Below are 21882 nucleotides of genomic sequence, written 5' to 3'. Positions count from 1 at the left end.
GCGACATGAAGAACCGATCGAACCGCCTTCTCCCGCGCGGCGGCGCGGCGCTGCTCGCGCTGGCGCTCGGCGTGGCGCCGCTCGTGGTCCGCGGCCAGGCCGTGGACCTCGACATGACCGATCGCATCGTCGACGAGGGTCAGCGGCATGGCGAAGTGATGGAGATCGCGCGCTATCTGAGCGACGAGATCGGCAGCCGGCTCACCAATTCGCCCGGCGCGCGCAAGGCCGAGGCCTGGACCCAGGAGAAGTTCCGCGGCTGGGGCCTCGCCAATGTGCACAAGCAGGGGTTCCCCTTCGGGCGCGGCTGGTGGATGGAGCGCTCGAGCGTGCGGATGATCGCGCCCCGGCCGCTGGCGCTCACCGCCATCCCGATCAGCTGGACGCCGGGCACGAACGGAGTGATCACTGCTCCGATCGTCTTCGCGCCGATGACGAGCAAGGCGGATTTCGCGCAGTGGAAGGGCAAGCTGGCGGGCAGGATCGTCCTGGTCTCGGGCATCGACGACATCCGCACCCCGCCGGCCGCCTCGCGGCTGTCGGCGGACGAATTCGCCAGGCTGGCCGTGTACGAGCCGCCGAAATTCTCGTCCGACGGCAAGGCCTATCTGGAGAAATCCTATTTCTTCCCGCGCCAGATGGAGGACTTCCTGAAGGCGGAGGGGGCGCTCGCCTATGCTCGGGTGACCAAGCGCGACGGCAAGCTGGTGATGGGCGACGGCTATCGCTTCGCGCCGGGCGACGAGGCGCCCTTGCCCGCGGTGGAGATCGCCGCGGAGGACTATCGCCGCCTCGTCCGCCTCGCCGATGCGGGGCAGGCGCCGACGCTCGCGATCGAGAGCGTGGTCCATTATGACGACAGCGATCCCCAGGCCTACAACATCTTTGCCGAGATCCCCGGCAGCGATCCCAAGGCCGCCTATGTGATGGCCGGGGCGCATCTCGACAGTTCGGCGGCGGCGGACGGCGCGGCGGACAATGGCGCGGGCATGGCGATGGTGATGGAGGCCGCGCGCATCCTCTCGAAGATGCCGCGCCCGCGCCGCACCATCCGCTTCGCGCTGTGGGGGGCGGAGGAGCAGGGGATGATCGGCAGCTCGGCCTTTGTCGAGGAACGGCTCGCGCAGCGCGTGCCGCCGGCCGAGCCCAAGGTGGGCGCGAACGGCCGCTTCTGGCTCCACTCGACCAGCTGGCCGATCGTCAAGCGGCCGACCTGGGGCGAGCTGTCGGTCTATTTCAATCTCGACAACGGCTCGGGCAAGATCCGCGGCGTCTATGCCTATCGCAACCTGGCGGCAGTGCCGATCTTCCAGGCCTGGCTTGCGCCCTTCGCATCGATGGGCGCCACCACGGTCGCCGCATCGGACAATACCGGGCCGGACAATGAATATATGCAGATGGTCGGCGTGCCGGGTTTCCAGTTCATCCAGGACTGGAACGACTATGGCCGGATGCACCATACTTCGATGGACACGTTCGACCATCTCGACGCCGACGACATGCGCCAGGCCTCGATCATCCTGGCGAGCTTCCTGTGGAACGCAGCGAATGCGGACAAGCCCTTCCCGCGGCGCCCGCTGCCGACCGAGCCCAGCCGGACCGCGCCGGCGAAGTGACCTGCCAGCGCCGCCGTCTCAGGCGGCGGCGCTGGCGCCGCCCCGCGGGCGGGTGGCGAGCGCGCGGGCTTCCTGCACGGGGAGCGGGCGGCCGAAATAATAGCCCTGCACCTTGGTGCAGCCGAGCTGCTGCACCATCCGGTGCTCCTCTTCGGTCTCCACGCCCTCGGCCGTGGTCGCCATGCCCAAGCTGTCGGCCAGCGCCACGACCGCGCGGATGATGGCGATCGCTTCCTTGGTGCCCTTGGATGCGCCCTGGACGAAGCTGCGGTCGATCTTGATCGAGCTGAACCGGGTATGGGCCAGATAGCCGAGCGAGGAATAGCCCGTGCCGAAATCGTCGAGGCTCAGGCGCACGCCCAGCTCGAGCACTTTTTCCAGCACGTGGATCGCCTGGGTCCCTTCGCGCATGAACACGCTCTCGGTCACTTCCAGCTCGAGCCGCTCGGGCGGCAGACCGGACTGGGCGAGCGCCTGCGCCACCATGGTGGCGAAGCTCGGCGAGTGGAGCTGTTCGGGACTGACGTTCACTGCCACGCGCACATCGGCATCCCAGCGCGCGGCTTCCTTGCATGCGGTACGCAGCACCCATTCGCCGATCGCGGGGATCAGCCGGGCATCCTCGGCCAGGGGCACGAACTTGGCGGGCGAGACCACGCCGAACTCGGGATGGGTCCAGCGCAGCAGCGCCTCGAAGCCGGCCAGCGAGCCGGTGTCCGCCAGCACCACCGGCTGGTAGTTGAGGTGCATCTCGCCATTCTCGACGGCGCTGCGCAGCGCGATCTCGAGCACGCGGCGCTCCTCGGCAGCCATGTGCAGCTGCGGCTCGTAGCAATGGAAGGCGCCGCCGCCGGTATCCTTGGAGCGATAGAGCGCCAGGTCGGCCGAGCGGATCAGCATCTCGGCGGTGCGCCCGTCGCGCGGCCCCACGGCCAGGCCGACCGAGGCGCCGATGAACAGCGTGTTCTGGTCGATCTCATAGGGGCGCGAGACCGTGTCGATGATCGCCTGGGCCAGCCGCTCGATGCCCGCCGTGTCGGTCGCGTCGCGCACCACCACGGCGAACTCGTCGCCGCCCAGCCGGCCGACCATCTCGTTCTCGCTCATCAACTGCTTCAGCCGCTCGGAGACGCGCATCAGCAGCCGGTCGCCCACCGGATGGCCCAGCGTGTCGTTCACGGCCTTGAAGCGGTCGAGGTCGATCATCATGAACGCGCAGCGCGAGCCCCATTTCTCGGCCTCGGCCATGGCGCGGGCCAGCGTCTCGTTGAGCAGCAGGCGGTTGGGCAGGCCGGTGAGCGTGTCGAAGCGCGCCATCTTGCTGATCTGGTCGGCCGAGGCGCGCGCCTCGGTAACGTCCGAGCCGACGCCGCGGAAGCCGATGAAGGTGCCGCCCTCGTCATAGCGCGGGCTGGCGGACATCTCCCACCAGCGTTCCTCGCCATTGACGAAGACCGGCAGCAGCAGGTCGTGGAACGGGTCGCGCGTCTTGAGCTTCTCGGCCAGGTCGCGCAGGCCGGCGGCGAAATTGCCGTCCTCCCAGGTCGGCCCCGCGAGCACCTGGAGAAAGGGCATGCCGTTGATCGCCTTGGGATCGACGCCCAGCGACTTGGAGAAGCGCGGATTGGCGCGGGCGACGCGGCGCTGCGCATCGATTTCCCACAGCCAGTCCGCCTCGCCCTCGCGCTCGTTCTCGCGCAGGAGCAGGCTCAGCGTCTCGTCGCGTTCGGCGATCGCCATCTCGCCGGCACGGATCACGACGAGCGCCTTGCCGCGCGCGAAGGTGGCCATGACGAGCAGCACGGTGAACAGCGCGGAGGCGGCGGCGAGCATCGGCGAGGCGATCAGCGACAGCGTAACCACCAGCGCGGTGCCGACGATCGAGACGAAGGTGATGGTGGCGAGCGGCAGCGCGGCCATGGCGACGGCGCTGGCGGTCATCAGCAGCGACACGACGATCCACAGGCCGAGCGCGGCGCTGGCGTCCACCAGATGGCCGAAGGCGAGGGGCGGGATCGACCAGACCGCGCCCAGCGCCACGCCGTCGAGCACGGTGTCGCGCACGTCGCCGAGCGTGGCGGTGACGGCGGTGCGATGGCGCCTGGCGAGGCGCCGGAAGGCGACCGCGGTGCCGGCCGCGGCGACGATCGCGCCCCAGCTCGCCAGCTGCCACAGCGGCACCAGCGGGGCGAGGATCATCGTGACGAGCGAGGCGCCGATCACATTGGCCGCGAGCATGAACAGGGCCAGCTGGCTGCCGGCATGGAGCTGGGCGGCGCGGATCGGCCCCCAGTCGGTGGTGTCCGCCGGGTCGTACAGGCCCAGAAGCGCACGCGCATCGATGCGCGGCCGGGCGAATTGCGAGGTCGTCTGGCTGTTCACCCGGAAGGTGTAGACCGGCGCTGGTTAGCGAGTGGTTAGGCTGGGAAGGGAAAAGGCGAATATAGCTCCCCTCCCTTGCGGGGGAGGGGAGCGCGTTCCTCAATCCGCGATCCAGTTGCCGTGGAAGCCGGGCGGCACCCGGTGCGGCAGGCGGATGCGGGCCACCGGCGCGCCCGCGAAGTCGTGCGCGTCGAGGATCACCAGGTCGGTCGTTTCGTTCGGCAGGTCGACCACCAGGCCGACCAGCCATCCCTCGTCCTCGGCCGAATCGGGCGCGGCGGGGATGAAGACGAACTCGCCCGGGTGCTGGCCCGGGCCGAAGTCGTGGACCTGGCGGGTGCCGTCCGCCAGGTCGTGCTTGTAGAGCCGCGTCCCGGCGATCGCGAAGCCGTTGTCGGGCAGCGCCATCGTATAGGCATAGCGATAGGGCCGGCCGAAGCGCCGCTCGTCGGGGCGGGGGAATTCCTGCGGCGCGGAATCGAGGATGCGCCGCTCGGCAGTGCGGGTCGCGGGATCGAGCACGAACCGCTCGAGCCCGCGCGGGCTCTGGTCGGGCCCCCCCGGCGCGCCGGCGAACATCGTGTCATAGGTCACTGCGTCGAGCACCACCCGGCCGTCGGGCAGGTCATAGGCGTTGGCGGTATGGAAGATGTAGCAGGGGTCGATCTCGATCCAGATGATATCCTCGCCCCGCCCGTCGCGGGCGAGCAGGCCGATCCGGGCGCGATGCTCGGGGTTCCAGCGATAGGGGAAGCGGGTCCCTTGCATCGCTTCCGCCAGCGAGAAGGTCACGGGCAGGTCCATCACCACCGCGTAGCGCGCGGTGAAGGCGCAATCATGGATCGAGGGGCCGTGCTCTACCGCGATCGGCTCCTCGCGCACTACGCTGCCCTTGGCCGAGATCACGACATGATGCACGGTATCGGGCACCATGGCGGCATAGGTGATCGCATGCTGCTCGCCGGTCAGCGGATCGCGGTGGGGATGGGCGGTGAAGGTGCCCGCCAGCGTGCCGCCGAAATCGGAATAGGCCTGGCGCTCCATGTCGCGCGACAGGGTGACCGGCGTACTGCCGGCCTCGACCAGCGCCAGGATTTCGCCGGCGATCTCGACGACATTGGTGTTCACCGTGTCGAAGCGTCCATGGCGCGGCCCGGGGGCAGGAGGCTCGCCCAACGCCGCGGCGGCCGGAGTCGAACGGATCCAGCGGTTGCGATACCATTGCGCCTTCCCGTCCCGGATCGCGAGGCCGTGGACCATGCCGTCGCCGACGAACCAGTGATAGCCCCTGGGGTCCGGGTTCACCGGATTGGGGCCGATGCGCATATACTGGCCGTTCAGCGCCGGCGGGATCGTGCCGGTGACGGGAAGCTCGGTAAGGGTCAGCTCCGCGCGCATCGGCGCGTGGATGCCGGTGAGGAAGGGGTGATCGGTCGCTTGGTCCAGTTCGATCGCGCTTGCCATTGTCGCCTCCGGGACTATGTTGACGCTGTTCACATAGCGAGCAAATGATAACAGTGTCAACATCTGAAAGCGGCAAGGCCTATCATCATGGCGATCTGCGTACGGCAGCGCTTGAGGCCGGGCTGAGATTGCTGGAGACACGCGCCGCCGACGATCTCGGCCTGCGCGAGATCGCCCGGACCGTGGGCGTGAGCGCGACGGCGCTCTACCGGCATTTCCCCGACAAGAAGGCGCTGATGACCGCGCTGGCGGGCGAGGGGCTCCGGCGGCTGTCGGAGGCGCAGCACGAAGCGGCCGATCGCGCCGGCGGCGGCAAGGCGGGCTTCGCGGCCACCGGTGCCGCTTATGTCCGCTTCGCGCTGGCCAATCCGGCACTGTTCCGGCTGATCTTCGCCAATCCCGACATGGATTCCTCGGCGCTGACGCATGAAGACAGTGCGATGGCGTTCCTGAGGGAAAACGCCCGCGCCGCGGCGGCCGAGCATGGCGGCGACCCGGACGTGATCGCCATCCATGCCTGGTCCTGCGCGCACGGGCTGGCGATGCTGATGCTCGACCGGCAGATCCCGGCGGACGACGCGATCATCGACCGGGTGGTCGGCGGGCGGTGGTGACGGGGCGCTTCCCGTTCCATGGCGGGCGGGGAATGGCCTGGGGTCGGAACCCGAGCAGCCCTTGAGATTGCTTCCGAGATTACTTCCGTCATCCCCGTGCGGGCGGGGATGACGGAGGCGATGGAAGCGAAAGCCCTATGCGGCGAGCGCGTAGGGCTTGATCTCGCCGTTGAGATAGAGGTTGCGCGCCTTGGCGCGGCTGAGCTTGCCCGAGCTGGTGCGCGGCAGCGTGCGCGGCGGGACGAGCTCGATCACGCAGTTCATTCCGGTCACCGAGCGGACGCGCTCGCGGATCTCGTCGCGCAGGCGCAGGCGCTCCTGCTCGTCCGAGGTGCGGCACTGCACCAGCACCGCCGGCGTCTCCTCGCCGCCCGGCGTGGTGATCGCGAAGGCGGCGACGTCGCCCTGCTTGAATGCCGGCAGCTGCTCCACGGCCCATTCGATGTCCTGGGGCCAATGGTTCTTGCCGTTGATGATGATCATGTCCTTGGCGCGGCCGACGATGTAGATATAGCCTTCGCTGATATACCCCATGTCGCCGGTGTCGAGCCAACCGTCCTTCAGGCAGGCGTCGGTCGCCTCCTGGTCGCGGAAATAGCCGACCATCACGCTCGGGCCCTTGCACCAAACCTTGCCGATCGCCTTTTCGGGAAGCGGCGTGCCGTCTTCCTCGCGGATCTCGATCGTCATGTCGCGCGCGGGGACGCCGCAATTGACGATCGCGCGGAAACGCTGCGGGCGGTCGCCCCGGGCGACTTCGCCGCCGGAAAGCTGGGTTTCCTCGACCAGCTCGACCATGATGCCTTCGCCCGGCGGCATGATCGAGACGGCGAGGGTGGCCTCCGCCAGGCCGTAGCTCGGCAGGAAGGCGGTGGCCTTGAAGCCCGCATCGGCGAACGCATCGACGAACGACTGCATCACGTCCGGGCGGATCATGTCGGCGCCGTTGCCGGCGACGCGCCAGCGGCTGAGGTCGAAGCGTTCGCTGGCCTTGGTCTGGCTCGACATGCGGCGGGCGCAGATGTCGTAGCCGAAGGTCGGCGAATAGCTGAGCGTGTTGCCCTGGTTGCGGCTGATCAGGTCGAGCCAGGCGAGCGGGCGCCGCGCGAAGTCCTCGGTCTTCAGATAGTCGGTCGAGACCTGGTTGGCGACGACCGAGAGCAGGCAGCCGACCAGGCCCATGTCATGGTACCAGGGCAGCCACGAGACGCAGCGATCGCCATCGGTCACGTTCATGCCGTGGCTGTGCGCCGCCAGGTTGTTGAGCAGGGCATGGTGGGTGATCACCACGCCGTGCGGAAAGCGGGTCGAGCCGCTCGAATATTGCAGATAGGCGATGTCGGTCGTCTTCGCCTCGGGCAGCTGCGTCGGTGCTGCATCGCGCTGGACGAACTCGGACCAGTCCACGCCCGGCACGCCGCGGCCGCGCGCGGCCTCGGCGCACATCGCGCCGATCTCGGGCGGGAAGAGCAGCATCGAGGGGTCGCAGCTCTGCAGCTGGACGGTGAGCTGGTCGATATACGACTGGGCGCCGCCGAAGCTGGTCGGCAGCGGCAGCGGCACCGGCCAGGCGCCGGCATAGATCACGCCGAAGAACAGCGAGGCGAATTCGGCGCCCGTCTCCGCGATCAGCGCGATGCGGTCCTCGGGCTTCACGCCCGCGGCGATCAGGCGCCAGGCCTGCTTCAACGCATCCTCGCGCAGCTCCGCAAAGGGATAGGGGCGCACGAGATTGCCCCGCGCGTCGTGGAAATTGAGCCCGCGCTTGCCCTTGGCGGCATAGTCGAGCGCTTCGCCCAGCGTCTCGAAATCCGCGAGGCGACGCGGCAGGCTGTCATCGGTAGGCGTAGGCGCGAGCGTTCCCGCTTCCTTTTCTGCCTCGAGCGATCCCGTAACGTCCAATACCATTCTTTATTCCGTGCCCCTGCGTGGTAGCCAACGTCGTGCCCCCACGACGAATTTTTTGAGGCTAGCCTCTGCTACGCGCTGTCGTTCAAAATCGGTTGCCAGTGTGGCACAATCATGGCGCATGCCAGTCCCGAGACGCCCCCTCCCACCGCTGAATAGCGCCGATCTGGAGCGTTATGCGCTCCGCTATGTCGAACGTTACGCTACGACAAGGGCCAAACTTGCGGCCTATCTGTCCCGAAAGCTGCGCGAGCGCGGCTGGGATGGAGAAAATTCCCCCGATCCCGAGGCTTTGGCCGAGCGCATGGCCGAGCTCGGCTATGTCGACGACCGGCTCTATGCCGAATCCAAGGCGGGGGCGATGGCGCGGCGCGGATTGGGGGCCCGCCGGGTGCGCGAGGCGCTGCGGTTCGCCGGCGTGGAGGAGGCGGATGCCGCCGCGCTGGCGCTGGCGATCGCGGCGGAAGGACTTGCGAGCGCGATCGCCTTTGCCCGGCGCAGGCGCATCGGTCCCTATGCCCGCGAAGCGGCGGACCGGCCGCTCCAGGAGAAGCAGATGGCTGCGATGATCCGTGCCGGGCATGCGCCGGGACTGGCCCGCGCGATCGTCCGCATGGCGCCGGGGGACGACCCGGAAACCGCACTCGGCGACGCTTGATGCCAGATCGGCAACAAAGGCAATTCCATTTATGGAAAATACCATGTTAATGTGACCCTTCGGGGGAACAGGAAATGCGTGCTGACCAACAGGTTGCGCAGAACGACTATACAGACACGCCGAACGATAACGGGGGGATTGGCGAGGACCCGGTGGATGAAAACCAGGTCTTTGCCGGTGTCGTGAAATGGTTCGACGTTACGCGGGGTTTCGGCTTTCTCGTTGCCGACGACGCTGCCGTGGGCGACATCCTGATCCACTTCACCGTGCTTCAGGATCATGGCCGCCGCTCGCTGCCCGAGGGCGCTCGGGTGGAGTGTACGGCGGTGCAGCGCCAGCGGGGGCTGCAGGCTCGCGAGATCCTTTCGATCGATCTCAGCCAGGCGGTCGAGGCGCCCAAGCGCCAGGCCGATCGGGCCGACCGGGTGAAGCTGATCGCCACTGCCGGACCGTTCGAGCCGGTGACGGTGAAATGGTTCAATCGCCTCAAGGGCTATGGATTCCTCGTGCGCGAATCCGACTCGGCCGATATATTCGTCCATATGGAGACGCTGCGCCGCGCCGATATCGAGGAGGTCGAGCCCGGCCAGTCGCTCAGCGCGCGCATCGTCGATGGCGAAAAGGGGCCGCTCGCCGTGGCGGTCGAAAGGACCGGCTGAGACGATGAAGTTCCTGCGTGGGTTGGGAGCGGCGCTCGCCGCTTCCGTGCTGCTCGTCTCGGGTGCGTGTCAGGGCGAGGCGGAGACCCGGCCAGCCGCGGTGCAGGCTGCGCGAAAGATCGACGTGACGGTCGACAGTGCCAATGGCCCGCACGTCTTCCATGTCGAGCTCGCCCGCACCACTGCCGAGCAGGAGCGCGGGCTGATGTTCCGCACCAACATCCCGCAGGACGGCGGCATGCTCTTCGCGCCCTATCCGGCCGACGGCCCGCCGCGCGAGGCGAGCTTCTGGATGAAGAACACGCCCACTGCGCTCGACATCCTGTTCATCCGCGAGGACGGCACGATCGCCCGGATCGGCGAGAATGCCGTGCCGTTTTCGGAGGATAACGTGAAGTCGGGCGAGCCGGTGGCGGCGGTGCTCGAGATCAACGCTGGCCTTTCGGCGAAGCTCGGCATCCGGGCCGGCGACAAGGTGCGCTGGGAGAAGCAGTAATCATTGCCTCTCCGCGCGCTCCCCGCTAATCCGCGCCCATGGGTCTCAATCTCAATCCCTTCACCTGGTGGAACGGCGCCACCTTCGGCACCTGGATGGGCCTGCGCGGCAAGACGCGTGTGGGCGAGGACGATCTGGGCAACGTCTATTACGAGGGCGGCCAGGATCCCAACGGCATTCCGCGCCGCTGGGTGATCTACAACGGCTCGAACGATGCGAGCCGGGTGCCGCCGGAATGGTTCAGCTGGCTGCACCACCAGATCGATTCGGCGCCGGACCAGGCGCTGCCGGCGCCCAAGGCGTGGGAGAAGCCCGCCGAGATGAACCTGACCGGCTCGCAGCTCGCCTATCGTCCGAGCGGCGCGCTGGAGAAGGGCGGGCACCGTGCCCGCGCCACCGGCGACTACGAGGCCTGGACCCCCGGCGCATGATCCGTTGCCGTGCCGGAGCCGCCGCGGTCGGGCTGTTGCTCGCCCTCGGCGCCTGTTCGGGCAGCGGCGGCGGTCCCACGAACAATTCGGTTTCGGACCAGATCGTCACCGGCGGCGGCGCTTCGGACAAGGCGGCGGCCGACGTGATCACCGTCGATCGCGACGGCAAGGCGATCGAGGATGCGGCTGCGACGCCGATGAAGGACCGCGTCGCCGTGCTCGGCATCCTCAACAAGCGCAACGGCGAAGCGCGCGAATTCAAGCTGAAGCCGGGCCAGGCGGTGCGGATCGGCGATGTGATCGTCCGCCTCAGGGCCTGCGACAAGACCGCGCCCTGGGAAGCGGACCAGCTCACCGGCGCCTTTGTGCAGGTCGATGTGCTCGAGCTCGACAAGCAATGGCACCGCGTCCATTCGGGCTGGCTGTTCGCGGAGCGTCCGGCGCTCAACGTCGTCCAGCATCCGATCTACGACGTCTGGCCCAAGAGCTGCGCGATGACCTTCCGCGACAGCGGGCCCGACACGGTGCCGGCGCCCGCGGCGGGCGGCAGCGGATCGGGCAATGTGTCGAGCGCGAAGAAGTCGCCGTCGACCGAAGGCGCGCCGACCGAGAGCCCGGCAGCCGAATCGCCCAGCGCCCCGGCCAGCAACGCGACATAGTCGTCACGCGGAATCTCGACCGCGCCCAGCGTGGTGAGATGCTCGGTGATGAACTGGCAATCGAGCAGCGCGAACCCGCCGGCTCCGAGCCGTGCGACGAGGTGCGCGAAGGCCACTTTCGAGGCGTTGGGGATGCGGGTGACCATCGATTCCCCGAAGAACGCCCGGCCCAGCGCCAGGCCATACAAGCCGCCGGCGAGCGTATCGCCGTCCCAGCATTCGAGCGAATGCGCGAAGCCGCGGCGATGCAGTTCGAGGAAGACGCGTTCGATCGGGCCGTTGATCCAGGTGTCCGGCCGGTCGGCGGCGCTCTCGGCGCAGAGCCGGATGATGTGCTCGAACGCGGCATCGGCGGTCAGGCGGAAACGGCCGGACTGGATGACCTTCCTGAGCGAGCGGGACAGGTGGAAGCCGTTCAGCGGCAGCACGCCGCGCAGCTTGGGCTCGACCCAATAGACGCTGGCCGCGCTGCGGTGATCGGCCATCGGGAAGACGCCCATGGCATAGGCACGCAGCACCAGGTCCGGATCCAGCTCCTGCTGGGGCGGCTGGGCGCGGCTCAACGCTTCTTGCCCGCCAGCCGGCGCTCGATTGCCTGCCACAGCCCGGCAAAGGCCTGGGCGCCGAGGGTACGGGGGGCATAGTCGCCCACTGCGGCGCGGTGCACGCTCATCGCCTCGACGATGCTCGCCATCGGAATCACCGGCCAGTCGGGGCGCGCGGCCACCGCCTCGACATGGAGTTTCCGCCGGCGGTCGACCATCGAATGGACCGGCATCAGCGGCACCTTGCCCCCCTTGCGGGCGAGATGCGCCGAAACCTCCTCGAAGGCACGGGTGGAGAGCGGGGAGGGGATCACCGGCACGACGATCAGGTCGGCGGCGCGCATCACCTGCTCGCTGGTCTCGGTCAGGCCGGGCGGGCAATCGAGCAGCATCCGATCATAGGCCCGGTCGAGTTCGGCGAGCAGCTTGGCCAGCCGCTTCTTCTTGTCGAGTTCGTGGAAAGTCAGGTCGAGGCCGCGCAGCGACGTGTCCGCGCCGATCAGGTCGAGCCGTTCGGTACCGGTGTGCTGGACCAGCTTGGCCGGCGCCACGTCCTTGGTGAAGATCGCCTGGGCCTGGTCGCGGGTCTTGCCCTGCGGCTCGACGAGGAAGGTGGCGGCGGCCTGGGGATCGAGGTCCCAGAGCAGGGTGCGGCGCGCGGACAGGGTGGCGGAGGCCCAGGCCAGGTTCACCGCCAGCGTCGTCTTACCGACACCGCCCTTCAGGCTGTAGATCGCGACAGTCGCCACCCGGATTCGCTCCCTTCGCCTTCAAGCCTCGCATGAAAAAGGGCCGGCGGGAATGCCCGCCGACCCTCGGATGAAAACACTGTACCGCGATCAGGCGTGGCAGGCGCGCGAGCCCTTGCCCGGAATCTCGATCGTGGCGTTCTTGGCGGTGCCGGTGACCTTGTAGCCGCCCGCGGCGACGAAGGGCTGGCCGGCTTCCGGCGCCTTGAGCATGGTGCCAGGGCCGTCCTTGGCCTCCTTGATCAGGACCTGCTTGTCGCCCTTGTAGAAGTCGGCGAACACGACGGTGTTGTCCTTGCAGCGCATCGAGACCGACGAAGCGATCGACGGCGGCAGCTCGACCTTGGGAGCGTTCTTCAGCGCTTCGGCCTGGGGATCGGGCGCGGTGCCCGAGACTTCCTCGGGCTTGTTCTCACAGGCCGCGAGCGACAGGAGCACGGCGGCGGCGGCAAAAAAGGGGGCTTTCTTCATAGCGGGCAGGAGCTTTCGTTCACCATGCAAGAATCGTCAAGCGATTCGTGTTATAGAGTTACATTCCAATTGTGCGGTGCGGTATCACGCCTGGAATATTGCGATCGCATGACCGACACCGATGTCATTCATGGAATTCGCTCATTTCCGGAATACGTCCGAAAGCGATCTTTGTCCCTACCCGATCGATTCTGCCGCCGTGCAGCGGGCCGACCGAAATGGCGTTGCGGCCGAATCTATGGTTAATCCGGTCCATCGCGCGGCTGAGTGCGAGCGTGCGCGTCTCGCGGGCCAGCGGATCGTCCGGATCGAGCGCGGCGAAGAGCGAACCCTGCTCGCCCTCCACCGCCGCGATTTCGCAGAGCGTCACGCCCACCATGCGCAGCCGGAAGCCGCCCGGCCGGCCGCGCCCCGCTTCGGCCAGGCGGGGGAAGATCTGGTCGAGCGCATGGAGGATCACGAAGCTGTCCTGCGTGTCCGGCAGGCGGATCGAGGCGCGCCAGCCCGACTTGTCGTCCTCGAACTTGCCGTGGAGCACCAGCAGGCGCGCGCGATAGCCCTTGCGGCGCAGGCGGCTGGCGGCCTTGAGCGCCAGGCGGCGCGCGGTGAGCCGGGTGGGCTCGAGCCCGCGCCTCTGCGGGCTGAGCACATGGCTGTGCCCGATCGTGCGGCTCTGGGTCGGCTTGTCGGGCAGCTCGACGCCGTGGAGCAGATACCAGAGCCGGTCGCCATTGACGCCGCCCCAGGCATTGCCCGCGTCGCGCGGGCGGCGCTCGCAATATTGCCGGATGTCGAGGATGCCGTCCTGCGCCAGCCGCTTCTCCATCTTGGCGCCGATGCCGGCGATCTCGCGCAGACGCAGCGGATACAGGCATTGGGGGAGCTTGTCCGCCGTCAGTACCACCAGGCCGTCGGGCTTCTGCATGTCGGAGGCGAGCTTGGCGAGGAGACGGTTCGGCGCGATGCCCACCGAACTGGTGAGGCATTCGCCGACATGCATGCGGATTCCCGCCTTGATCCGATGCGCGAGCGCCACTGCGGCCGCCGGATCGTTCTCATTGTCGAGCAGCCGGCAGGCGACCTCGTCGATCGAGCAGACATGGGTGACGGGAATGTGCTTCCCTATCTCGGCCAGCACCGCCTCGTGGAACTCGACATATTTTTCGTGCCGGGCCGGGGTGATCCGCAGATCCCGGCACAGGCGCTTGGCCTCCCAGACCGGGGTGCCGGTGGAGATGCCGTACCGCTTCGCCTCGACCGAGGCGGCGATGGCGACGGTGGTGTCGCTGTCCACCGGCGCGACGATCACCGGGTGCCCGCGGAGATCGGGGTTCAGCTGCTGCTCGACGCTGGCGAAATAGGAATTGAGATCGAGATAGAGCCAGCGCAGCGGCCGGGGCGGGAAGGCGAGGATCGGTGGCGGATCACGGTACGGGGCCCCGGCTCCGCTCTCTTCGAGCACCGGCGGGGGCGGCGAAGGGGCAGCGGCAAGGCGACTCGCGTCGATCATGGATTGGAACAATATAGGAACATTGTCTTGTCGGACAGCGGGAATGAAGAATTGGGGGCGCGGCCTGCCGCTTGACCCGGCGGGCGCGGCCCGTGCAGGGTCGCGGCCGAGGGAGGATGGTAAATGCGCGCATTCGCCATTGCCGCGCTGCTCGTGCTGGCGAGCTGCGGATCGAGCGAGAAGACCGAAGCGCCGGCGGCCAAGCCGAGCCCGGCCGGGCCACGACTGGGCGATATCCCACTCGACGCGCCGCTGCGCGCCACCGACAACGCGCTGACCTGGTCGCTCGAGGTCGCGCCCGGATCGATCACGCTCACGCGCTTCGCCGGGCGCGGGACCGAGGGAAGCGTGACGCAATTCTACCCTGTCTCGCCGCAGGTCCAGGCGGGGAAGGCGGTGTGGACCACCAAGGACGTCGCGGGCGCGCCGGTGACGATCACCTTCACCGGTACGCGTTGCGTCGAAGGCGGCGATCCGGCGATCGAGCGACCGTTAACCGCCGATATCCGCATCGGCGACAAGCAGCTCCATGGCTGCGCGGGGGCACGGCCGGCGGACGGGCTGAATTCGCAACCGCCGGTGGCGCCGGGGAATGTCGCCGACAATGCGGCCGGGTCAGACCATGCGGTGGTGAACCGGCGCTAGGTTGAGAACTCCAGGCAAGCCTTTGAAACTACGTCCGTCACCCCCGCTTTCGTGGGAATGACGCGTTGGCGTGAAGCAAATGGGTGCCGCGGCCCGGCCTCAAGGGGACGAAGGGCCGGGCCGCGGCGGCCGGCGGCGCCCTGGATCGCCGCCGGATGCGGGGGAGGCTAGAGTGCCCGATCTTCCCCGCGGCCTGCCGTCGAAGCGGTACGCGCCTGGGTGTTTGCGAGATCGACCAGGCGCAGGAACTCGCTCCGCCACCAGGCTTGCTGGCTGAAGCCCCATTGCGTGCCGGCGAGGCGCCTGATGTCGGCATAGCCCCAGTCGCCGAGCAGATCGTCGCCGCGCAGTTTCTGCGCGAAGCCGGCCACTGCCACCGCAAAGGCCAGGTCGCCGCGCGGCATCGGGGCGTTCCGCAGCTGGCCGGCGTCGACCGGCCGGGTGATCAGGCGCGAGGCGCCGCCCTCGGGCAGCTTGTAGCGGAGCCGGACCTGGGCCAGTTCGCCCTGCGCCGTGCCCGTATCCGGGGTTTGGCCTTCGGGCCGGCGACTGGCGGCGAAATGGCGCTCGGGCAGCCAGCCCTTGGCGCCGGCGGGGACGATCTCGTAGATCGCGGTAACCTGATGCCCGGCACCGATATCGCCCGCGTCCACCTTGTCGTTCTGGAAATCCTGCTCGCGCAGCGCGCGATTCTCATAGCCGATCAGGCGATACTGGCGCACTGCCGCCGGATTGAACTCCACCTGGACCTTCACGTCCTTCGCGATGGTGAAGAGCGTGGAGGCCAGCTCGGTGTCGAGCACCTTCCGCGCCTCGTCGATCCCGTCGACATAGGCATAGTTGCCGTTCCCCTTGTCGGCGATCGACTCCATCATCGCATCGTTGAGATTGCCCTGGCCGAAGCCGAGCACGGTGAGGGTGATGCCGTCGTCGCGGTTCTTCTCGATCAGCTGCTCGAGCTGCGTCTGGTCGGTGATGCCGACGTTGAAATCGCCGTCGCTGGCGAGGATCACGCGATTGACTCCGTCCTCGCGGAAATTCCGTCGCGCCATCGCATAGGCGAGCTGGATGCCTTCGCCGCCCGCCGTGGAGCCGCCGGCGCTGAGATCGTTCAGCGCCGCGCGGACCTCGGCGGGGCTGGCGGTCGGCTCCAGCACCACGCCGGCAGCCCCGGCATAGACGACGATCGAGACATGGTCGCCGGCCTTCATATTGTCCGCGACCATGCCGAGCGCGCGCTTCACCAGCGGCAGCTTGTCCGGCTCGTTCATCGATCCCGAGACGTCGACGAGGAAGACGAGATTGGCGGGCGGGCGCTCGCTGGGGCTCAGGTCGTAGCCGCGCAGGCCGATGCGCAGCAGCCGGGTCTCGGGGTTCCACGGCGTCTGCGCGACATCGGTGGTGATGCTGAACGGCGCGGCCCGATCCTGGGGCAGCGGATAGTCGTAGCGGAAATAGTTGATCAGCTCCTCGGCGCGGACGGCATCCTTGGGCGGAAGCTGGCCCTGGGTGAGGAAGCGGCGGATATTGGCATAGGCGGCAGTGTCGACATCGACGGCGAAGGTGGAGACCGGCTCCTGCGCCACTGCGCGGACCGCCGCCACGTCGTTCCGCGCATAGCGCTCCGCGCTATCGGGCGCTGCGGCGGAATCGGCTTCCGCCATCTGCTGCGGGCCGGACCGGTAGCCGACCGAACTGCCTTGCTGGCTGTTGCAGCTGGCGAGAAGGGTCGCCGGAATAGCAACGGAAATCAATAACTTGCTACGCATGCATTCTCTCCTTGCCCAATTGATGCCATAATCTCGCCGTAAATGTGGCATGATTGCGGCGGAATCGGCAAGTGGAAAATTCACAGCGTTTCGATAGGATTATTCGAGCAGGCTGCGCAGCGCCTCCCAGTGCGGCAACTTCTTCTCGAAGCCGATGGTGTGGAGCGGACTCGACGAAGGCAGGGCGACGATCGCGTAGCGCTGCGCGGCGCTGCCCAATTGCCGCGAGCCGGTGCGGAATGCGGTGCCGCCGTTGAAGGCGATCGCGCGCAGATTTGGCAGGGTCGCGGCCAGCGCGGCGATGTCATGCCCCTCGACGTCGCGCAGCGCCGCGTCGGTGCTGCCCATGCGCCGCGCGCTGGCGACCACGTCCCACAGGCCGATATGCGCAGCGAGCAGGGCGCCCAGGCGGGCGTCATAGTCGAGCGCGGCAAGGTCGCGGCCGGCGGCGGGGGAGGCCAGGCGCCAGAACTGGTTCTGCGGATGGGCATAATAGCGTTGCTCGGCAAGCGAACGCTCCCCCGGGAGCGAGCCGAGGACGAGCAGGCGGACATGGGCATCGACCACCGGCGGGAAGCTGTGCTTGCGCGGATCCATGATGTCGCGTTAGCCTCTCGCCATGGCAGGCACCATCACCACCTATCGCGAGTTCTGGCCCTTCTATCTTCGCGAGCATGCGAAGCCGAGCACTCGGGCGCTCCATTATGTGGGCACGATCCTGACGCTCTGGTTCCTGTTGCTGGCGCTGGGCGGGGCCGGATGGTGGTGGTGGCTGGCGATTCCGCTGGCGGGCTATGGCTTCGCCTGGGCCGCGCATTTCGGTGTCGAGAAGAACCGCCCGGCGACCTTCACCTATCCGCTCTGGTCGCTGGTCTCGGACTATCGGATGTTCTTCCTGTGGTTCGCGGGAAAGCTGGACCCGCATCTCCAGCGAGCGGGCGTGTCCGCCTAGCCCTCGGCGAGCACCCGGCCGCCCAGCCGGGCAAGCGCCGCGCCGAGCGGGCTGCAGGGATAGGGCATCGGTTCCGACAGGAAGATCAGGTCGGCGGCGCCGTCATGCTCCGAGGCGAGCGCGGCGATCGGCTCGGCGATCTCGAAGGCCAGGCTGGTGGAAGGGTGGGCGGCGAGCTCGGCCTGCCAGCGGGCATGGCGGATGCCGGCGGTCCACAGGGACACGCCGCGGCCCTCGATCGCAACGAAGCCCAGCGCGCGGGCAGCTTCGGCGGCGCGGAGCAGGCGGCCGCCATCGGCGCAGTCGAGATCGAGCATGCGCACCGCCCGATGGCCATGGTTGCGGAATTCGGCGAGCGCCCGCGCGATGCGCGCGTCGCAGGGGCCGGATCGCGATCGCTCCGGCTCGGTCGACAGGCCGGCGCGGCGCAGCAGGCCGCCGAGCGAGAATTGGGTGGCTGTCATCGGTTCTTCTCCTGGGTGCCGGACCGGGTCCTCAGCGACAGGGATCCCGGAATCCGGCGATGGGGTGGGGCGCTCCGTTGCGCGGCAGGCGCAGCAGCAGGGCGAGCGCCAGGGTGAGCGCGAGGAGCGCGGTCACGGCCGCGCATCAGTGCGACAGGATCGAATGGAGCGGCGCGGTGGCGAGCACCATGCGGGCGCCGGGAAAGGCGCGGCATTCGGACAGGGCGAAGCGGACCGCCGCGTCGCGCGAGCGGAACAGGCCTTCGAGCATCCCCCCTTCTTCCTGCACGACCCAATGGCCCTGGCGATCCTGGCCGACGCGCAGGACATGTTCGGAACGCGAAACCATATGCACTCCTCGATTGGAACGGAGCGTGAGATAGGGGCCCTGCCCGTTAAGCTTCGAGACGAATTCCGGGCGCCCGCATAAGGGTTTCGTAAAGGCGGAAAGCCGGGCTTCGCCGTGCCCTGCCAGCGCTTGCTTGCGGCGCGGCGGAAAGCGCTCCATCTAGCGGCCATGCATTCGACATCCGATACGCTGGCACTGATCGGCAACACGCCCCTGGTGCGCCTGAAGGGGCCGAGCGAGGCCACGGGCTGCGAGATCTACGGCAAGTGCGAGTTCGCCAATCCCGGCGCGTCTGTGAAGGACCGGGCGGCGCTGTTCATCGTCAAGGATGCCGAGGAGCGCGGGCTGATCGGCCCGGGCGGCTGCATCGTCGAGGGGACGGCGGGCAATACCGGCATCGGCTTGGCGCTGGTGGCCAACGCCAAGGGCTATCGCACGATCATCGTGATGCCCGAGACGCAGAGCCGCGAGAAGATGGACACGCTGCGCGCGCTCGGCGCCGAACTGGTGCTGGTGCCGGCGGCGCCCTATTCGAACCCGGGCCATTTCGTGCACACCTCCAGGCGGATCGCCGAGGAGACGCCCAATGCGATCTGGGCCAACCAGTTCGACAACACCGCCAACCGCAAGGCGCACATCGTCGGCACCGCCGAGGAGATCTGGGCGCAGATGGACGGGCGGATCGACGGCTTCACCTGCGCGGCGGGCACCGGTGGCACGATCGCCGGCGTCGGGCTGGGGCTCAAGGCCCGGGACGAGAATGTCCGCATCGCGCTCAGCGACCCGCACGGCGCGGCGCTCTACAGCTATTATGCGTGCGGCGAGCTGAAGGCCGAGGGCAGCTCGGTCGCCGAGGGGATCGGCCAGGGGCGGATCACCGGCAATCTCGAGGGCGCGCCGATCGACACCCAGTTCCGCATCTCCGACGAGGAGGGGCTGGAATGGGTCGAGCGGCTGCTCAAGGAAGAAGGGCTGTGCCTGGGCCTGTCCTCCGGAATCAACGTGGCCGGCGCAGTGCGGCTGGCGCGCGAGCTGGGGCCGGGCAAGCGGATCGCGACGATCCTGTGCGATACGGGTTTTCGTTATCTTTCAACGCTCTACAATGCCGAGTGGCTCGCGGCCAAGGGATTGCCGGTCCCGGAGTGGCTCGCAGCGGAGTGAACGCTCCATCTTGGCAACGGGGCAGTTCGGCGTTACATTTATGCAACAGATATGAGCGTGGGTTCGCCTGATACCGCCCAGACGATGCAACGTATCTACGTTGGTCTGACGGGGCTCGCCGTGGTTACGGTGCTGATCGTGCTGGCGAGCGCGGTCGTCGCCTGGCGTGCGAACGACATGCCGGTCTCCGCGGTCGGTGCCTCCAACTCGGCCGTGGTCGCCAACATGACTGCCCTGGGCAACTCGCTGGGCGAGAAGACCAAGGAAGAGCCGCTCGCCGAACTGGGCGCCGCGCCCAGCACCACCTCGACCGAGAAGGTCGATGCCGCGGCGATCGCGCGCCGGCAGCAGGAAGCCCAGCAGAACGGCGAGGCGCGCTGATCGCCGCTGCCCGCGCGGTCGCGGGGATCCGGCGCCACTGGCGCGAAGCAGGCATGGCGGCCCGGCTATCCACAATTTCCTTGCAAGCAGCTCCCGAAATACCTTGAATCCCAGGAATATCGGTTGGCGCGCGCCGGTTTCTGCGGCGACTCGCAGGATTTCTGCGGTTTCCTGCAGGGGCGGGCTGGCCGGGCGAGATGGCCGCCGCTAGGGGTCGAGCAGGAAAATCGAGGAAATTGCGTCACTTGGCGATTTCCCGGGATCGGGCGGGATGGCGCCCCATTTTCCGGAATTGTCCGTAGCGAATGGGTTCATTTACGGAGGCGTTATCGAAACAAACAAAGAACAAACGCTGATTCTAAGTAAAACACCGTTGAAAATCGGGGCTTAGTGGGGCAAATTCCCGCTCTATCCCCAATTCTCCCGTTGTATCCCCGGGCGCTTGTTGGTAAAACGAGATGCTTAAAGGGGGCACACCCTTTTCACCGTCATTTGAAGCGCCGGGCCCGGCCGTGGGGGCTGATTCCGGAGACGGGAAAGCTGTGCCCATTGGGGTATTGGCGTGGCAGACAGGGAGCTCTTCGAGGGATTTGCGCTCCAGGCGGTGGACCAGAAGGGCCGCGTCGCCATCCCCGCCGACCTGCGCAACGCCGCCGAACGCAATTCCGACATCCGCCAGATCGTCGTGGGCCTGCACCCCCATGACCCCTGCCTGTCGGCGCACGACCTCTCCTGGTCCAAGGAGAAATATGAGCGGATCGACCGCAAGGAGCAGCAGGCTGCCGATCGCGGCGAGGACGCCGATTACAAGGCGAAGCGTCGTGCCTTCGGCCAGGTCGAGAAGGCGCCGTACGACGATTCCGGCCGTTTCGTGATCCCGCCCTTCTTCCGCATGAAGGCGGGCATCCAGAAATGGGCGCTGTTCTATGGCAGCGGCGAGACCTTCGACATCTGGGCGCCGGAGCGCCTGATGAGCGACGCGCAAGCGGACCCGACGCTGCGCGAGATCTGCGAGTATCTGTGCCAGGCCAAGGGAGTGAAGCTGTGAGCTCCCCGACCCAGCCGCATATCCCGGTGCTGCTCGACGAAGTGGTCGACGGCCTCGCCCCTGTGCCCGGCGAGCGCCATGTCGACTGCACGTTCGGCGCCGGCGGCTACACCAACGCCATCCTCGAGCGGGGTGCCGAGGTGGCCGCCTTCGATCGCGACCCCCGTGCGATCGAGGGCGGCCAAACTCTCGTCTCCCATGCGGATGGCCGGCTGATCCTGATCGAGGCGCCGTTCAGCCAGCTGGAGGGCGAGCTCGAGCGCCGCGGCCTCGTGCCGGTCGACGGCGTGACGATGGACATCGGCGTCTCGTCGATGCAGCTCGACCAGGCCGAGCGCGGCTTCTCCTTCCAGCAGGAGGGGCCGCTCGACATGCGCATGGCCGGCGAGGGGATGACCGCGGCGGAGTGGCTGAACTCGGCCGACGAAGGCGAGATCGCCGACGTGCTGTATCAATTTGGCGAAGAGCCGCGTGCCCGCCGGGTCGCGAGCGCGATCGTGCGCGCCCGGCCGCTGGCGACGACCACCGATCTCGCCAATGTCGTCCGCCGCGCGCTGGGCCACAAGCCGCACGACAAGAAGGATCCCTCGACCCGTACCTTCCAGGCGGTGCGCATCTTCATCAACCGCGAACTCGACGAACTGGCGGAGGGGCTGGCCGCGGCCGAGCGCGTGCTCAGGCCCGGCGGCCGGCTGGCGGTGGTGACGTTCCACAGCCTGGAGGATCGCCTGGTGAAGCGCTTCCTGCGCGAGCGCAGCGGCAGCGAGCCTGCCGGCTCGCGTCACCGTCCCGCGGTCGGCCCGCGTGCCGAGCCCAGTTTCGAACCTCCCGCCAAGGCCGTGCGGCCGGGCGATGACGAGGTTGCCCGTAATCCGCGTGCCCGTTCGGCGACGCTGCGCGTGGCGCGGCGGACCGCGGCGGCGCCGTGGCCCAGTGAAGGAGTAGCGTGAG

At 68.0% G+C, this 21882-nt stretch carries 23 protein-coding genes and 1 pseudogene; 13 read left to right on the top strand and 11 right to left on the bottom strand.

The genetic code is table 11. The annotated features are described in order from the left end of the window. The first annotated feature begins 5 nt into the window (after positions 1–5). Positions 6–1616, top strand: coding sequence for a M20/M25/M40 family metallo-hydrolase (locus BGP17_RS00565; RefSeq protein ID WP_286710676.1), 1611 nt, complete (start codon positions 6–8; stop codon positions 1614–1616). An 18-nt stretch (positions 1617–1634) separates the two neighbouring features. Here BGP17_RS00565 and BGP17_RS00560 read toward each other — a convergent pair whose 3' ends face one another. After that, positions 1635–3998: a putative bifunctional diguanylate cyclase/phosphodiesterase gene (locus tag BGP17_RS00560; RefSeq protein ID WP_167300707.1), complete on the bottom strand. Its 2364-nt coding sequence runs from the start codon at positions 3996–3998 to the stop codon at positions 1635–1637. Between the two features lie 99 nt (positions 3999–4097). Continuing rightward, complete coding sequence (locus tag BGP17_RS00555; protein WP_286710675.1) at positions 4098–5462, bottom strand: 8'-apo-carotenoid 13,14-cleaving dioxygenase; 1365 nt, start codon at positions 5460–5462, stop codon at positions 4098–4100. A 44-nt stretch (positions 5463–5506) separates the two neighbouring features. On the opposite strand from BGP17_RS00555, the gene BGP17_RS00550 reads away from it, so the two are divergent. Continuing rightward, positions 5507–6076 carry a TetR/AcrR family transcriptional regulator gene (locus BGP17_RS00550; protein ID WP_167300705.1) on the top strand — a complete coding sequence of 190 codons (570 nt, stop codon included), beginning with the start codon at positions 5507–5509 and terminating at the stop codon, positions 6074–6076. 135 nt (positions 6077–6211) lie between these two features. On the opposite strand, the gene BGP17_RS00545 is transcribed toward BGP17_RS00550, so the two are convergent. Beyond that, positions 6212–7984 (bottom strand): fatty acyl-AMP ligase, encoded by a 1773-nt coding sequence (locus tag BGP17_RS00545; RefSeq protein WP_167300704.1) that lies wholly within the window; start codon positions 7982–7984, stop codon positions 6212–6214. Between the two features lie 292 nt (positions 7985–8276). Between BGP17_RS00545 and BGP17_RS00540 the strand changes: the two genes are divergently transcribed. The 5 genes and pseudogenes from BGP17_RS00540 to BGP17_RS23850 all read left to right on the top strand — a co-directional run. After that, the gene (locus BGP17_RS00540) at positions 8277–8642 is read left to right on the top strand and encodes a RecX family transcriptional regulator (RefSeq protein WP_353681852.1); all 366 of its coding nucleotides are present in this window, start codon (positions 8277–8279) and stop codon (positions 8640–8642) included. 74 nt (positions 8643–8716) lie between these two features. Further along, entirely contained in the window at positions 8717–9301 is a 585-nt protein-coding gene (locus tag BGP17_RS00535; RefSeq protein WP_086130339.1) for a cold-shock protein, read from the top strand. 4 nt (positions 9302–9305) lie between these two features. Beyond that, complete coding sequence (locus BGP17_RS00530) at positions 9306–9797, top strand: DUF192 domain-containing protein (protein WP_167300702.1); 492 nt, start codon at positions 9306–9308, stop codon at positions 9795–9797. A gap of 38 nt (positions 9798–9835) precedes the next feature. Continuing rightward, complete coding sequence (locus tag BGP17_RS00525; RefSeq protein WP_086130341.1) at positions 9836–10228, top strand: NADH:ubiquinone oxidoreductase subunit NDUFA12; 393 nt, start codon at positions 9836–9838, stop codon at positions 10226–10228. Further along, positions 10225–10659, top strand: a pseudogene (locus tag BGP17_RS23850) (DUF2155 domain-containing protein); the annotation flags it as partial. The gene BGP17_RS00525 and the pseudogene BGP17_RS23850, both read left to right, overlap by 4 nt. 35 nt (positions 10660–10694) lie before the next feature. On the opposite strand, the gene aat reads toward BGP17_RS23850, so the two are convergent. The 4 genes from aat to BGP17_RS00500 form a co-directional block, all read right to left on the bottom strand. After that, positions 10695–11450, bottom strand: a complete 756-nt coding sequence (gene aat / locus BGP17_RS00515) for a leucyl/phenylalanyl-tRNA--protein transferase (RefSeq protein WP_286710673.1) — start codon at positions 11448–11450, stop codon at positions 10695–10697. Beyond that, positions 11447–12181 (bottom strand): ParA family protein, encoded by a 735-nt coding sequence (locus tag BGP17_RS00510; protein ID WP_286710672.1) that lies wholly within the window; start codon positions 12179–12181, stop codon positions 11447–11449. Before BGP17_RS00510 ends, aat begins: the two co-directional genes overlap by 4 nt. 90 nt (positions 12182–12271) lie before the next feature. Beyond that, complete coding sequence (locus tag BGP17_RS00505) at positions 12272–12652, bottom strand: hypothetical protein (protein WP_167300699.1); 381 nt, start codon at positions 12650–12652, stop codon at positions 12272–12274. 124 nt (positions 12653–12776) lie between these two features. Further along, positions 12777–14162 carry a Y-family DNA polymerase gene (locus BGP17_RS00500; RefSeq protein WP_286710671.1) on the bottom strand — a complete coding sequence of 462 codons (1386 nt, stop codon included), beginning with the start codon at positions 14160–14162 and terminating at the stop codon, positions 12777–12779. A 123-nt stretch (positions 14163–14285) separates the two neighbouring features. Here BGP17_RS00500 and BGP17_RS00495 point away from each other — a divergent pair, with 123 nt between their 5' ends. Further along, entirely contained in the window at positions 14286–14807 is a 522-nt protein-coding gene (locus BGP17_RS00495; protein ID WP_286710670.1) for a hypothetical protein, read from the top strand. A 167-nt stretch (positions 14808–14974) separates the two neighbouring features. Here the strand turns inward: BGP17_RS00495 and BGP17_RS00490 are convergent, their stop codons facing one another. Further along, positions 14975–16576, bottom strand: coding sequence for a vWA domain-containing protein (locus BGP17_RS00490; RefSeq protein ID WP_286710669.1), 1602 nt, complete (start codon positions 16574–16576; stop codon positions 14975–14977). A 99-nt stretch (positions 16577–16675) separates the two neighbouring features. Continuing rightward, positions 16676–17173 carry a DNA-deoxyinosine glycosylase gene (locus BGP17_RS00485; RefSeq protein WP_286710668.1) on the bottom strand — a complete coding sequence of 166 codons (498 nt, stop codon included), beginning with the start codon at positions 17171–17173 and terminating at the stop codon, positions 16676–16678. Between the two features lie 22 nt (positions 17174–17195). Here BGP17_RS00485 and BGP17_RS00480 point away from each other — a divergent pair, with 22 nt between their 5' ends. After that, entirely contained in the window at positions 17196–17528 is a 333-nt protein-coding gene (locus BGP17_RS00480) for an Mpo1-like protein (RefSeq protein ID WP_167300694.1), read from the top strand. Here the strand turns inward: BGP17_RS00480 and BGP17_RS00475 are convergent. After that, positions 17525–17992, bottom strand: coding sequence for a hypothetical protein (locus BGP17_RS00475; RefSeq protein WP_167300693.1), 468 nt, complete (start codon positions 17990–17992; stop codon positions 17525–17527). The two genes, BGP17_RS00480 and BGP17_RS00475, sit on opposite strands and share 4 nt — an antisense overlap. A 145-nt stretch (positions 17993–18137) precedes the next feature. Further along, positions 18138–18341, bottom strand: coding sequence for an RAG2 PHD domain containing protein (locus BGP17_RS00470; RefSeq protein WP_167300556.1), 204 nt, complete (start codon positions 18339–18341; stop codon positions 18138–18140). 168 nt (positions 18342–18509) lie between these two features. Here BGP17_RS00470 and BGP17_RS00465 point away from each other — a divergent pair, with 168 nt between their 5' ends. From BGP17_RS00465 to rsmH, 4 genes are all read left to right on the top strand, one after another. After that, positions 18510–19502 carry a cysteine synthase A gene (locus BGP17_RS00465; protein ID WP_167300692.1) on the top strand — a complete coding sequence of 331 codons (993 nt, stop codon included), beginning with the start codon at positions 18510–18512 and terminating at the stop codon, positions 19500–19502. An 84-nt stretch (positions 19503–19586) separates the two neighbouring features. Then, positions 19587–19883, top strand: coding sequence for a hypothetical protein (locus tag BGP17_RS00460; protein WP_086130451.1), 297 nt, complete (start codon positions 19587–19589; stop codon positions 19881–19883). 562 nt (positions 19884–20445) lie between these two features. Next, the gene (locus BGP17_RS00455) at positions 20446–20931 is read left to right on the top strand and encodes a division/cell wall cluster transcriptional repressor MraZ (RefSeq protein WP_167300691.1); all 486 of its coding nucleotides are present in this window, start codon (positions 20446–20448) and stop codon (positions 20929–20931) included. Further along, complete coding sequence (gene rsmH, locus BGP17_RS00450; RefSeq protein ID WP_286710667.1) at positions 20928–21881, top strand: 16S rRNA (cytosine(1402)-N(4))-methyltransferase RsmH; 954 nt, start codon at positions 20928–20930, stop codon at positions 21879–21881. Before BGP17_RS00455 ends, rsmH begins: the two co-directional genes overlap by 4 nt. Position 21882: the final 1 nt, after the last annotated feature.

The organism is Sphingomonas sp. 67-41 (genome assembly GCF_001899725.1).
GTDB lineage: Bacteria > Pseudomonadota > Alphaproteobacteria > Sphingomonadales > Sphingomonadaceae > Sphingomonas > Sphingomonas leidyi.
The sequence above is the reverse complement of the archived record's forward strand: the minus strand, read 5'-3'. Positions and strand labels throughout refer to the sequence as shown.